The 14214-nt window shown below is 71.4% G+C and carries 8 protein-coding genes; 5 read left to right on the plus strand and 3 right to left on the minus strand.

Features of this window, described 5'->3' with window-relative positions:
- Positions 1–80 precede the first annotated feature (80 nt).
- From ACVWNX_RS06895 to ACVWNX_RS06905, 3 genes are all read right to left on the minus strand, one after another.
- Complete coding sequence (locus ACVWNX_RS06895) at positions 81–2369, minus strand: hypothetical protein (protein ID WP_454414661.1); 2289 nt, start codon at positions 2367–2369, stop codon at positions 81–83.
- A 5-nt stretch (positions 2370–2374) separates the two neighbouring features.
- On the minus strand, positions 2375–8041 hold the full coding sequence (locus tag ACVWNX_RS06900; protein ID WP_454412992.1) for a DEAD/DEAH box helicase: 5667 nt from the start codon (positions 8039–8041) through the stop codon (positions 2375–2377).
- Between the two features lie 734 nt (positions 8042–8775).
- Complete coding sequence (locus tag ACVWNX_RS06905) at positions 8776–9774, minus strand: LacI family DNA-binding transcriptional regulator (RefSeq protein WP_454412993.1); 999 nt, start codon at positions 9772–9774, stop codon at positions 8776–8778.
- 125 nt (positions 9775–9899) lie between these two features.
- Here ACVWNX_RS06905 and ACVWNX_RS06910 point away from each other — a divergent pair, with 125 nt between their 5' ends.
- From ACVWNX_RS06910 to ACVWNX_RS06930, 5 genes are all read left to right on the plus strand, one after another.
- Positions 9900–10820, plus strand: a complete 921-nt coding sequence (locus ACVWNX_RS06910; RefSeq protein WP_454412994.1) for a ribokinase — start codon at positions 9900–9902, stop codon at positions 10818–10820.
- A 41-nt stretch (positions 10821–10861) separates the two neighbouring features.
- Positions 10862–12208: an NtaA/DmoA family FMN-dependent monooxygenase gene (locus tag ACVWNX_RS06915; protein WP_454412995.1), complete on the plus strand. Its 1347-nt coding sequence runs from the start codon at positions 10862–10864 to the stop codon at positions 12206–12208.
- 35 nt (positions 12209–12243) lie between these two features.
- Complete coding sequence (locus ACVWNX_RS06920) at positions 12244–12777, plus strand: flavin reductase family protein (protein WP_454412996.1); 534 nt, start codon at positions 12244–12246, stop codon at positions 12775–12777.
- Entirely contained in the window at positions 12770–13258 is a 489-nt protein-coding gene (locus tag ACVWNX_RS06925; RefSeq protein ID WP_454412997.1) for a riboflavin kinase, read from the plus strand. Before ACVWNX_RS06920 ends, ACVWNX_RS06925 begins: the two co-directional genes overlap by 8 nt.
- Positions 13259–13407: 149 nt before the next feature.
- A complete protein-coding gene (locus ACVWNX_RS06930; protein WP_454412998.1) occupies positions 13408–14172 on the plus strand; it encodes a nicotinamide mononucleotide transporter family protein in 765 nt (254 codons plus the stop codon).
- Positions 14173–14214: the final 42 nt, after the last annotated feature.

The raw sequence follows: 14214 nt of genomic DNA on the forward strand, positions 1-14214 counted from the left end.
TGTGTCGACGTACGGCGCTGGACGCTGCTGGACGTGTGGTGCCGGTGGTGGATTCGGATACGCGGTCGTGGCAGGAGAGGTCAGCGGCGGCGGGCGTGCGCGGTGACGAAGGTGTAGCCACCGGGCAGTTCGGTACCGTCGGCCTTGCCCACTCGGCGGCAATGCGCGCGATAGGCGGCGCGCTGCGCGTCGGTCGGGTGCTGGCCGGGGGGAAGCCGCCGGAGGAAGCCGTGGACGAAGTGTTCGGCTCCCAGGGCCTGTCGAGGGGCGACCGTACCCGGACCCGACCGGGGCACGGGCACGGGGCGGGGGTCGTAGCCGATGAGGGGGATCCGCGGTTCGCCGTCCCGTGCCGGGTGACGGGGTTCGCCGTCGGCGGCGCGGCTGCCTTCGGCCTCGTACAGCTCCCGCTCCGCGATGAGCTCGTCGACGGCCTGTTCGAGCGCGGTGAGCTGGTCCGGGATGGGAGGCGTGTCGTACACGCTTCCGGGCAGCATGGTCCGGTCCAGCAAGGCGTGCCCGTCGACGGTCAGCCGACCGCAGCGCCGCACCGCGCGCAGGACGAGACGCCGGACGTCCAGCCCCGCGGACGAGTCACCGTCCCGGCTGCTCCCCGGGGCTCCTTCACGGGTGAGGACCAGAGGGTCGTAGCGGTGCGTGATGTGTTCTCCATCGACCTCGACCGTCTCTTCCAGTTCGACCGTGTGGAGACGGAAGACCCTGCCCCCGCGTGGCCATTGAACCTGCAGGAGCAGCCCGGGAAAGAAGTCGATGGGCCATTGGACACGTCTGAGCAGACCGGTGTCCCCGCTCAGGTCGAGAACCGCCTCCTGGACCTCCTCTGCGGCTTCGAGCACCGACCCCGGATGGTTCAGTTCCACCCGTACGGGAAGGGCGTCCATCCGCAGATAGCGCAGCCCGTCCGCGACCGACGGGCTCAGCGGCAGCCTGCCCTCCATGAGGTGCGCGAGGCGCAGCGGCACCTGCCAGCTGACCTCGCTGTCGTTGATCCTCAGATAGTTCGGCGACCCGATGCTTCCGTCATCGGCGAGGGGGCCGTCGGCCGGGGCCGCAGGGGCACTCTGCGGCTCCTCCGGGTCCGGGAGCGGGGCGGGGACTTCAGGCAGATCCGCAGCGTCCCGCCAGCCGCGCCCTGCGGGGATCAGCGGATCGCCGGTGTCTTCCCCCAAGCCCGGGTGGTGGGACCGCCACACGCCACCGCTCTCGAAGTCGTCGTCGAGGGTGACCCGGACGTTGTTCCTGACGCTCAGTCCGCCGTCCGTGTCGTTGCGGACGAAGTCCGCGACAGCGAGGTTGGCCCGGCAGACGGAGACCGCGTACTCCAACCCGGTCAATGACGGCTCAGCGTCGGCCACCCCCCGGATCCAGGGGCCGATCGCCGTGTACACGGTCCGGGAAGCGGTCAGGCCATGGCGCCGACGGGCGTTCGGGACCGGACCGCGTTCCAGAGAACCGGCGAGCGCGTGAAGGTCCGCCCCGCCGAGCGGCCCCGGGTCGCTCAGACCGGCTCCGACCCGCTCGCGGGTCAGCGCGTAGCCGCGCCAGGTACGCAGTGCTCCACTGGTGCGCAGTGCGTGATCGACTACCTCGATCAGCCCGGTCAGGGCGCTCCGCAACCGCTCCGGTGCGCCGCTGCCGATGAGATGGGCGACGGACGCCGGGACGAGCGGACTCAGCAGCGCTTCCCGCTGGTGGGTCAGCAGATGGTCGACGAAAGCCGTTGTGCCATCGGACCCGGCGGCGGACGCGGAGGCGTATCGGGCGTCCACGATGACGTGCCCGTTCTGATCGAGCCACCTCTGACGGGCGCGGAACCGCTTGAGTTTGGATTCCCCCAGCTGGAGCGCGGGGCCGAAGGCCGTGAAGTCGGGGACGAGCAGCTCCCGGCGGACGGGCCCCGCATCCTCCTGTTCCCGTCCGGGTTCCGGCGCACCGGCCGGCGCGCCGGACACCCAGCCCGGCACTCCGCCGTCCTCCTCGACACCGGGATGCCTGCCCTCCTTGTAGACGATCTCGGCGTACAGGGGGTCGGAGCCCGTTTCGATCCTCGCAAGTGCCCCCACGGGAAGGGCGGGTACCTCGTCCCCCAGCGCCAAGGAGGGGAAAGCATCGAGGTCGAAGGGGCTGTTGCCGTACCCTTCGCCGCCGAGCGCGTAACCGAAGTAGACGGCGTTGAAGGCCACCGCGGTGTGCACCGGGCACCGACGGTCGGCGACGACCGCGTTCAGGTACACGCGCAGCCGGTCGATCTCCTCGGGAGGTGTCGCCCGGTATCCTGCGGTCATCGCCCGGGTGAGCACGGGTTCGTCCTCGTACGGTCGCCACACGGCCGTCGGCGCCAGGGGCATCGTGATCACTTTCCGTCCTCCCGTTGTGCCGCCGTGTCGTCCTTCCGGTGCACCGGGCGGGTGGCGTGCCAGAGGCCCTTTTGGTCCTCGACGACCGCTCCACGCGCGGCCAACCGCGTCAGACTTTCCCCCACTGCGGGAAAGGTGAGGTCAGAGCGGCCTCCGAAATGGCGGCTCTCCCGTATCACCTTCGGCAGGGAGATCATCCTCCGGCTGCCCGGATGGTAGGAGGACTCGTCTCCGCGCAGCGCGTGCCAGAGTCTGCGCGGGTGCGCGCCCTGCGGCTGCAACTGCAGCAGTCGATGGATCTGGCGATCGACCCGTTGATCACGCAGCGTGGTGTCCGTACGTCCGCCCTCACGCGCACGCGGGCTGTGGAACGCTTCGGCGACGGCGGGGCGTCGTTCCTCCAGAGGCCAGCAGCCGCTGTCCCAGCATGACGAGCAGCGGCAACGGGCCGTAGCGCAAGAGCCGTCGGGAATCTCGGCCACACCGAAATAATCGGCGAAGAGTCGCTGGGCGCAGACCGTCGTCGAGTCGAAGAAGTCCTTCAACCTGGCCAATTCCTCGGCTGCACTGTGGCGACGCCTGCCGAGCAGCGGAAGGTAGCCCTCAGGTGGTGCCCCGGCGCGTACGGCGAGCCCTGTGACAAGACGGCGGCTGGGTGCTGCGGAGACGTCCATGAGTCCGCGGTCGTGCAGGTCCGCCAGGAGCTCCCAGGTGGCTGCCGGCCCCTCCGCCACCGAACGATAACCGGGGCAGTGGTGGGCGAGTTCCCTGTCGAGCAGTCGCACGTCGACACTTTGACTCGGGTCCCACGCCAACGCGGTGGCGACGACGGTCCGCTCGATCCGCGCGATGTCGGCCTCCTCGTCGGTGACGCTGCCGGAAGCGCCGTAGTGCCTTGTGCCAGGCCGTGCTCCCTCCAAATCGCCGGGCTTGACCACGCAGTACGGCGGATGGTCACCGAGGTCCTCGACCGCGCCCAGTTCGGCGAGAGCGCTGAAGGCGCGCATGACGCCACCCTGGTAGCGGTCCTGGGTGTGGCCGTCCTCCAGTTCGGCCTGGCTCAGCGCGCCGGTCGCCGCGTCCTCGGCCATGAGGACCCCGGCCAGCCGCACCGGGTCCAGCGTGCCGTCACGTTGCGCCAGGATCAGGGCTCCCATGCGCCGCAGCAGAGCGGAGGGGAGTTCCTGGCCGGTCATGAAGCGCACCGTGCGCAGGCCCCGGCTCGTTGCCAGGGCGAGGGCACTGTTGACCGGCCCCTCGTCAGCTGTGTTGCGGCCCGCGCTGTCCCGGCCGGCCCGTCCGATCTGCTGGTACAGCGCGGCCAGGTCGGTGGGCGGTGACACGCACATCACCGTACGCACGTCCGGCCGGTTGACCCCGAGTCCGAACGCCGAGGTGGCGACGATGACCACAGGGGCGAAGCCGTCGTCGCCCTCCCTCGGTGCCTCCCGGAACTCCGTCATGACGGACGCTTTCTCCGCTTCGGTGAGGCGCCCGTGGAACCGCAGCACGCGTATGCCCGCGTCACCCACGTACTCACGCAGATGCGTGTGGAGGGTGTTGACCTCCTTGACAGTCAGGCAATACAGGATGGCGTGGCCCTCCAGCGCACTGACCACGCGCTCCACCAGCCCCGCGACACCGCCTTGGCCTGCCCGGTCGAGGGAACGGCGGAAGACCGCGAGTTCGGGGCGAATCGGGTTCTCCCTCACCGTCACCAGCCCCCCGACGACACCGGGACGCTCGGCCTCGGCTCCGGCCACGGCTGATCCCGAATCGGGCACCTCAGCGGACAGGGCGAACAGCCCTGTCCGCAAGGCTTGATGGACGGACCGGTTGGCGGTGGCGGTCACCGCCGTGACCGCCACCCCATGGTCACGTCGCAACTCGTCCACGAACCGGCTGACCCTGCGCATGGCCGGTCGGAAGTCCTCCCACTGCGCGAGTGTGTGTGCCTCGTCCACCGCGATCCGGGTCACCCGGCCCGCGGCGGCGGCCGCCCGCACCGTCTCCCGGAAGCGCCGCTGGCAGAGCCGTTCCGGACTGACGTAGACCAGCCGGATGCGGTGGTCGGCCCGGCCGAGGAGTTGGTCTGAGACTTCCGTCTTGCCCGCCCTGCTACTGGACTCCCGCAGCGGAGAGATCAGAGCGCGGACCGCTCCACCGATGGAACGGTTCAGTTCGAGGGCTTGGTCGTGCATGAGGGCGACCAGCGGGCTGACCACCACGGTCACCCCAGGCAGGACCAACGCGGGCAGCTGGAAGGTGAAGCTCTTGCCGAAGCCGGTGGGGAGCAGCCCCAAGAGGTTGCGTCCCTCGGCCACCGCGGTGATGGCGGTCCGCTGAGCCGGCTTGAGGCTCACCGGTTCGTCGGAGAGCCTCAGCAGGCCGCCGACGAGGGCGCACCGGTTCACGACCTCCTCGGCAAGCCGGCCTTCTTCGCGTAGCTTGCGCGTCTCCTCATGGGTCAGTGCCAGCTGCCGGATGCGCCGGGTGTGCGGCAGGAGGGTGTGCTGTTCGAGGGCGGCATCGGTGCACAGCTCGGCGGCCCGAGCGGAGTCGAGGAGCTCGTGGTCCGCCATGAACTCCCATATGTGACGCCACCCCTGAGCCATGGTCATCACGTTGCCCGCGCCCACGTCCCCGGTCTCCGCGTCGGGGCGTTCCAGTCCGGCGTCGAGGCTGCCGAGGAAGGCTCGCCGGTAGGAACGGCGCAGGCTGCTCTGCCCCGCCAGTTTCCGGTCACTGATGACGACGACACCGCGATGCCGGTCGGAGCGGATGAGCCGACCCACCGCCTGACGGAGCTGGAGCGCGGCGAGCGGCAGGTAGTAGTGCTCGGTGGCGACGCCTTCCGGGTCGGGATGCCCGGCCCGTCGGGCACGTTCGGCGACCGCCGCGCGGCGTGCCTCGACGACGGGATCCGCGAAGGAGGCGAAAGGCAGCTTGTTGATCCACACGAGCCGCGAACGCCCCGGGTCGGAGACATCGACGCCTTGCCAGAGACCTTTGGTTCCGACGAGGAAACCGCCGCCGTCCCGGTGATCGGTGAACTCCCGGTAGGCGCGGCCGTTCCCGAGTGTGAGCGCCTCGACGACAGGGGTGTCCAGAGCACGGGAGCGCAGTTCCCCCGCGAGGTGGAAGCCGATACCGGCGGCAGTCGAGCGCGCGGTGGTGAGAACCATGCCGCCGCCGTCGAATCCGTTGCCGTCAGGGCGCGGCCTCGTCATCTCGGCGGCGAAACCCGCTATCTGATGGGCGGCGGTCCGCAGGGCTCCCTCCTCTTCCTCGGCCCAGGACGGAAAGTCCGAGAAGCACACCACCCGGGCCTGGTTCCGCACGTCGAAGGGGGAGGGCAGGGAGAGAGCGGGCAGGTGTTCCGGCAATCCCAGCCGACTCCTCATGAAGTCCCATCGGTCCGCTACCCGAAGCGTCGCGGACACGTAGTGGACCCGGACGAAAGATTGCAGGTAGCGCCGCCACTCCGGGTCCTCGGGCAGGTCGACGGGGCTGCTGGCGACGCGGAAACGGTAGGAGCGCAGCTCCGTCTTGGGCACGGCCAGCTCCGCCAAGTGGACGACGCGCGAAGGCAGTGCGTCGTCCAGCGTGGCGGCGGAGTCAAGGAGCGCGTCGATGTCGCTCGTCACCCGGTCCAGGGCGGTGGCGAGCAGGTCGGTGTGTACGGCGACCGCGCTCAGCCTCTCCTCGACCAACGGATCGGCGCGGACGACCTCTTGGGCGGCGTACCGTTCCACGGTGATGCGACAGGCGACGAGCGCCTTGGCGATGCGCGCCAGCAACCGCGACAGCCTCCGGGTGTCCCGGGTACCGGAGGTCCCTGAGTAGGGGCTGACCAGTGTGGTCGCCCGGCTGCCGATCCGTACGCCGACCCCCTTCGCCTGTGCGTCGAACGCCTGTGCAGCCATTCGTGGCAGCCGTTCGTCGTCGAGCAGCCGGTCCAGTTCGGCGACTGCGGCGACGGCTTGGTCCCGTGCCGTGCCCGGGTGCGCCTCCGCGATCCACGCCTGGTGCTCCGACAGGGCGGCTTCCACGTCCTGATAGTCGACCGCGACGGTCAACGCGGACGTGGCGGCGGTCTCCAGTTCGTGTGCCTCGTCGATCACCAAGAGGATGTCGGGGCCCACAGCACGTATATCGTCGAGGTGGGAGAGCACGAGCGCGTGATTGGCGAGGATGAGGCGATGGCCAGCGATCGCCTCCCTCGCGGTATCGGTGTGTGCGGCGAGGGGGTTCCCGGCGCCGGGCCCGAAGTCTCCGTCGTTCTGGGACAGGGACTGCATCCAGAGGGACAGCCCACGCCCGGGCCCCACGTAGTCGGCGAAGAAGGCGGGGAGGTCCACCGGGTCGACCGACCTCGCCGTCCACGACCGTGACGGCTCCTCGGCCGCGAGCAGACGCAGCATGAGGAAGACCGCGAGTTCACGGAAGAGGGGGTCCCACGAGAAGCGGGCGCGCCCACGGATCGTCTTCGGGGAGTGGCTCCGCCGTGTCGCTTCCGCGAGGGTCTTCGTGAGGGCAGCGAGGGAGAGCCGGTTGGACTTGCCCTTGACCAGATCAGAGACGCCGAGGACCCCGGGGAGCGCACGCTCCAGTTCTTGGACGTCCTTCGCCATCTGGCTCTGCAACTGTTTGGTGTAAGTGGCGATCACCGCCGTTCGGTCGGCGCCACCCGCGAGCCAGTCCAGCGCGGATGCCAGCACCGCGTAGCTCTTTCCCGTGCCGGTGGGGGCTTCGATCAGTCCGCTGACGCCTCGTTCGGTCCAGTCGTGCAGCGCCTGTGTCATCCGCTCTTGAGCTGGCCGGGTTCGGACGCGGGAACCGTGCACGACCTGGGCCAGGGCGGTCGGATCCACTCGACCGTCCGGGCCTCGCAGGTCGTCGGGAACGACGACTGGGGCACGCCTCGACGGGGTGCCGTCAGTGCTCCGGCGCGGTGGGTGCCCCGCGAGTCCGTCGCTCATCAGACGAACCACGTGCGCTGGCTCCCAAACAAGAGGCTCCCGTTCGGGCATCCGCTCCCCCGCGAGTTCACGCAGCAACCGCCAGGCGTCGGAGTCCGGGCAGACGTCGGCGATGAGCTGGGTGACCTCCGTCGGCGTGTCAGCCCACTTCGACGCGGCCCGCTCAAGGAGGCGGATGAGCATGATCGTGTCGCCGTCTGCGGTGTGGGAGCGGATGTCCCTTCCGGGCAGACGGAGTTCACGCGCGAGGTCCCAGAGCCGGTGGGAGGGAGCGAACGGCCATATGGAGTGGGCGAGGTACAGGGCGTCGACGGTACGTACAGCGGTGAGCGGGTCGGCGGCGCCTGCCCGATCAGCCGCCTCGGTGATGACGGGGAAGTCCAACGCCGTGCCGTTGTAGGCGACGACGACGTCCGCGTCCGCCAGGAAGCTGTGTAACTCCGTCCACCCGTCCCGCGCCGGGATGCCATGCTCCAGGACGGCGTTCCGCACGGGTCCGTGCAACGCGTCGCTGTCACCCGGGAATCTGAGGTATCGCTGCCAACGGGGCTCGGCGGCCGCCCACGCGAGGTCGGCACCGAACCTCACAGCGGCGACCTGGTAGACGTCGCGCTCCACGTAGGGGGCGGTCGGGATGGTGCGCACCACGCTCTCGATGTCGAGCGCGACGACCCTCAGCACCGGCGAGCGGGATCCCACCGCACTGTCGCGGGCCGGTGCGTCCCCCGTTGACGGCCGTTCCGGCCCCGGATCCGGCACCGTGACCAGCAGGACACGACCGTGGGAAACGGTCAGCGCATCGCCCTCGACAGCTTCTTCGAGCAACTTGGCCAACCGCGGCCGCGGCACCCGTCCGTACCGCCTTGCGGCCTCCGCCAGGAGCTCACGCTCGGAGATTCCCGCCGGAAGGGCACGAACCAGATCGACGATCTTCCGCGCGGCGACGGATATCGCCTGTTCTCCGACCATGAGACACCTCTTCCGTACGACTTCCCCCCGATGCCTGATCACCGCGTCGCCTGATCACTGTCTGCTCCTCTTACCGCGCAGGGGAGAAGGAGAGTGGCTGTGGTGTCGGCGAGACGTCCATGCGCAAGAGCACGAAGGCACAACGCGACGGTCAGAGGAAGCCATCGCTCCGGGAAACGCCACTGTACGCCCAGTGCGGTCGGGAGCACCCCATCATCGACATCTTTGGAAATTCCTGGATTGCTACGACAGTTCGAAGAGCGATCCGATGTGACGGACTGACGAGAAGACGTCGGTGAACGGGTCGGCGCCGTGCGCGGCCCTCACCCGCTGCCGCGCCCGCCCCGATTCCGGAGAGCCACCGACATCGCCGGATACACGGCCAGGTCCGCGCGCACAGCCTGGTGTCGAATTCACGGCCGCCGTTTCCTCAAGCCCCTTCTCCGTCAGACGTCCCCGGCCGGAACGGAGGTCGAGGCGCGGGCGACGAGCCGGGGCGCGAACCGCTCGACCCGCTCGGCGCGTTCGCGGCTCGGCGCCTGGAGCAGTTCCAGCCCCCGTTCCGCCATGGCGGACAGCGGGTGCCGGATGGAGGTGATGGGCGGGTCGAGGAGTTCGAGCATCTCGGTGTCGTCGAACCCGGTGACGGCGATGTCCCGGGGCACGGCGACCGAGGAGCGGTGCAGCGTGCTGACGAGCCCCACCGCGAGGACGTCCGCGCCGCAGACGACCGCGTCGACCCGGTCGCGCTGCTCGACGACGCGGCGGCCCGCCGTCCGCCCGCCGTCGGTGGTGAAGCCGGGCAGCAGGATGGTGGGGGCGTCGGGGCCCTGGGCCTCGACGAAGGCGGCCACCCGCTCGGCGCCCGAGGAGGAGGTCTGGTCGGCGACGAGGGCGATCCGGTGCCGTCCGATGCCCTCCAGGTGGTCGACGAGGAGCCGTACCGCGGAGGCGTTGTCGAGGGTGACGGCCACGGTGCCGGAGCCCTTGGCCCAGCGGTCGAAGAGCACCACGGGACGGCGGCGGGCGGCGTCGCGGACGGCGGGTCCGGAGGCACCGGCCGACACCGGGACCACGAACAGTCCGTCCACCCGGCCGCCGAGCAGGGTCTCGATCTGCTCGGCCTCGATCGCCGGGTCGTTGGCCGCGTCGGAGACCACCAGGGTGCCCCCGGCGGCGCGCACCTGACGGGCGATGGCGTCGGCGAGTTGGACGAAGTACGGGTTGGCGAGGGTCGGCAGGACGATGCCGACGGTGCCGGTGGCGCCGGTGCGCAGCGCGCGGGCCGAGTGGTTGGGCTGGTAGCCGAGCCGGTTCGCGGCCTCCTCGACGCGGCGCGCGAGGTCGGGGTCGACGTTGCGCGGGGTGCCCGCGAGCACGCGGGACGCGGTGGCGCGGGAGACGCCTGCGGCCTCGGCCACGTCGATGAGTCGGGGCGCTGTCACGTGGGTGTCCTTCTCGGTCGGAGGGCGGGCGCCACGGCGGCGGGGCGAACGGGCACGACGAGGCTACTTGACGGCGCCGATGCGCTGGTACAGCATGTCGGAAATCGATCTCCCAAGGAGGGCACATGTCGCCCATCACCGTCATCGGCTCGGTGAACCGGGACTTCGTCCTCACCGTCGAGGACCTCCCGCACCCGGGTGAGACCGTGCTCGCCCGGCGCTTCGCGGAGGGGGTCGGCGGCAAGGGCGCCAACCAGGCCGTCGCCGCCGCCCGCCTCGGCTCGCGGGTGCGGCTCGTCGCCCGGGTCGGCGCGGACGCGGACGCCATCCTCGCCGCGCTCACCGCCGAGGGCGTCGACGTCAGCGCCGTGCGGACGGACGACCGGACCACCACCGGGATCGCCGCGGTGGTCGTCGACGGCGCCGGAGAGAACACCATCGTCGTGAACCCGGGGGCCAACGCCGACCTCGGCGTGGCGGACCTGCCGGACCCGCTCGTCCGCTCGCCGGGGGAGATCGTCCTCGTCCAGCACGAGATCGCCCCCGAGGTGGTCGAGGCGGCGGTCCTGCGGGCCCGGGAACAGGGCGGCTTCGTGGTCCTGAACCCGGCCCCGGCCCGCCCGGTCGACGCCCGGGTGCTGGCCGCCGTCGACGTCCTCGTCCCCAACCTCGGCGAACTCGCCTCGCTGCTCGGCACCGACCGCCCCGACGGCGTCGACGCCGCCCGGACCCTGCTGGAGGGCGCCGCCCTCCCCTGCCGGGCCGTGGTGGTGACGCTGGGGGCGGACGGCGCCGCCCTCAAGGAGGCGGACGACCCCCGCTCCGCGCACGTCCCCGCGCCCCCGGTGGACGCCGTCGACACTGTCGGCGCCGGTGACACCTTCTGCGGGGCCCTGGCCGACGCGCTCGGCCGGGGCGGCACGCTCCCGGCCGCCGTGGCACGCGCGGTGCGCGCCGCCTCGCACGCCACCACCGGCCACGGCGCGCAGACCTCCATGCCGTACGCGGCCCAGCTCGACGCACCCGCGGCCACCGCCGCTCCCTGACCCTCCCCCGGGTCGCCCATCTGCACAACGGAGAACCACCCATGAGGAACCTCAAGATCGGCCTGTTCGAGAACGCGCAGACGAATTCGAGCGGCACGGCCACCTGGCGCCACCCCGACAGCCGGCGGCACCTCTTCGACACCCTCGACTACTGGCGGGAGCTCGCCGCCGTCTGCGAGGACGCCAAGCTGGACTTCCTCTTCCTCGCCGACGCGTGGGGCTGGTCCGAGATCGACGGCACCCGGCCGCCCATCGCCACCGAGGAGACCCTCGACCTCCCCCGGCTGGACCCGGTCGTGGTGGCGTCCGCGCTGCTGTCCACGACGACCCACCTCGGTCTCGTCATGACGGGCTCGGTCCTGGTGGAACCCCCGTACGCGTTCGCCCGCCGCCTCGCCACGCTCGACCAGCTCTCCGGCGGCCGGATCGGCTGGAACGTCGTGACGACCGGCACCGCCGACACCGCGGTCAAGGCGTTCGGCATGGAGATGGTGGCCCACGACGACCGGTACAAGATGGCCGAGGACTTCCTGGAGGTCGTCTACAAGTACTGGGAGGGCGCCTGGGAGCCGGACGCCCTGGAGAAGGACAAGGAGGGCCGGTTCGCCGACCCGTCCAAGGTGCACCTGGTCACCCACGAGGGCCCGTTCTTCCGCTCCCAGGGGTACGGCAACACCGCGCGCTCCCCGCAGGGCACGCCGGTGCTGTTCCAGGCGGGGGCCTCGCCCGCGGGGCGCCGGGTCGGCGGGCGGCACGGCGAGTGCATGTTCGTGGGCAGCGGCTCGGTCGAGCAGCTCGCCGGGCACACCGCCGCCATCCGGCGGGAGGCGGTCGCCTCGGGCCGCCGGGCCGACGACGTGAAGGTGATGTCGGCGTTCTCCTGCGTGGTCGGGGCGACGACCTCCGACGCCCAGCGGCGCTACCAGCGGATCCTCGACGCCCAGCGGCCGGAGGTGACCGTCGCCAGCTACGCCATGTTCACCGGGCTGGACCTCTCCTCCTACGCGCCCGAGACGCCGATGACGGACCTCTCCACCGAGCTGTCGCAGACCCAGGTGGCCCGTTTCGCGGGCAAGACGGTCGGTGACGTCCTCGCCGACTGGCACACCCACGGCGTCGGCGCGCGGCCCGTCGTCGGCACGGCCGAGGAGATCGCCGACGAGATCTGTTCGCTCGCCGAGGGCGCCGACCTGGACGGGTTCCTGCTGTCCCCGCCGGTCCAGCCCGCCTCGACCACGGAGTTCGTCGAGTCGGTGCTGCCGATCCTGCGCAAGCGCGGTGTCTTCCGCGGCGAGTACACGGAGGGCGAGAGCCTGCGCGAGCGGCTCACCGGCGCCTCCGACCCGGCGCTGCCCGCCAACCACCCCGCGGCCCGCTTCCGGCACTGAGCCGCCGACCGCGCGACGAGAGGAAGTCGAAGGCCATGGCCATCTCCGCCCACCACCCGCCCGTGGCGCCCGATCCCGGGGAGCCGACGGGACTCGACGCGGCGACGCTGCGAAGCGCGTTCGGGGCGTACCCGACCGGGGTCGTCGCGATCGGCGCGCTGCGCGGGAACGAACCGGTCGGGTTCGCGGCGAGTTCGTTCGTCTCGATCTCGCTGGACCCCCCGATGGTCGCGGTCAGCGTGGCCCGCACCTCGACCACCTGGCCCCGGCTGACCGGGGCGCCGGTCCTGGGGCTCAGCGTGCTCAGCCACGGCCAGGGCGCCCTGTGCCGACGGCTGGCCTCCCGGAACGTCGACCGCTTCGACGGCGTCGGATGGCGGGCCACGCCGGACGGCGCGGTGATGATCGAGGACGCCGCGCTCTGGCTGACGGCCCGGGTGGCCGCGACCTACGACGGCGGCGACCACGAGATCGTCCTGATGGAGCTGCTGACGGCGGAGTTGTTCTCCGGTGTGGAGCCCCTCGTCTTCCACACCAGCCAGTTCCGTGAGCTGCTCCCCCATGACTGAGGTCCCGGTGGGCCGCTCCCCCGTGACCGGCGTCCCGTCCCCGCGCGTCCCCCTCACGGGCGTGGTGGTGCGCGGCGCCGGCCGGGGACGCGGGCTCGGCTTCCCCACCGCGAACGTCGCGGCGGACCCGGGCGCGCGGATCCCGCCCGCCGCGATCTACAGCGGCTGGGTGGTCCGGCACTCCACCGGCGCCGTCCACCGGGGGACGATCAGCGTCGGGACGAACCCCACCTTCTGCGACACCCCGGACGTCCACGTCGAGGTCCACTGCCACGACACCTCGGACGAGTTCTACGGGGAGCGCGTCGCCGTGTGGTTCGTGGCGCGGCTGAGGGACACGGTGAGGTTCGCCTCGGCCGACGACCTCGTCCGCGCCGCGCGCCGGGACGTTCTGCGGTCCGAGGGGTTCCTCGACTCGGCCGCCGGCCGCCGGACGCTCGCCGCCGCGCTCGCCGCGCACGGGGTGACCGCCCCCGTCTGACCGCCTCCGCCCGACCGGCCTCGTCCGGGAGGCGGCCTCCCCACGGGACCCGGCGGCGCACCGCCGGAGCTCCCCGCTCCAAGACCGGCCCGGCCAAGGGCCCAGCCCCCCACTCCCAGCCTTGCTCCGAACGAACAAAGGTGTGAGTAATGAGTGCGTTTCAGTGGTTGAACGAGCAGTTCAGCTTCTTCGGTCTGCCGGTGTACTGGTCCGACTTCCTCGGCAACATCCTGGCGCTCGCGACCGTGGGGCTGGCGCTGCGACGGCTGCTCCTGGCCTGGCCGGTGCAGATCCTCGGATCGGTGCTGCTGCTGATCGCCAGTCTCAACGTGGACCTCGGCGGGAACGCGGCACGCCAGGTGGTGATCATAGCATCGGCCACCTGGGGCTGGGCGACGTGGCGGCGCAGCCGGGAGAGAGAGGGGACCATCAACGTCCGCTGGGCCTCCTGGCGGGAACGGATCGTGCTGCTCGTCCTCATGGTCGCCGGGACCCTGGCGTTCGGCGCCCTGCTGAAGTCGACCGACGCGTCGTTCTACCCGGGCGCCCCCTGGTGGATGGTCCTCGCGGACGCCTGGATCTTCGTCGGCTCGATCCTGGCGATGTACTCCCAGGCCCGCCGGTACATCGAGTTCTGGTTCGTCTGGCTGGCCGTGGACCTCGTCGGGGTGCCGCTCGCCATCCACTCGGAGCTGTACTTCTCCGGCATCGTCTACGCGATCTTCTTCGTCATGGTGCTCGTCGGCATCCGTGACTGGGCGTCCCGCAGCACGCCGCAGGAGATCGCCTCGCCGCTGGAGCCCGCGGTCGCCGTGGAGCCCTCGGCCACCACGGAGGGCCGCCCCGGCACCACCCCGGCCACCGGCGCCGCGCCGGGCACGGAACCGGCGAAGGGCCCGGGCACGACGGGCTGACGCCGGGGCGCTCGGCCCGTACGGGCCCGGCCGACGCCGCCG

Source organism: Streptomyces sp. JNUCC 64 (assembly GCF_054484115.1).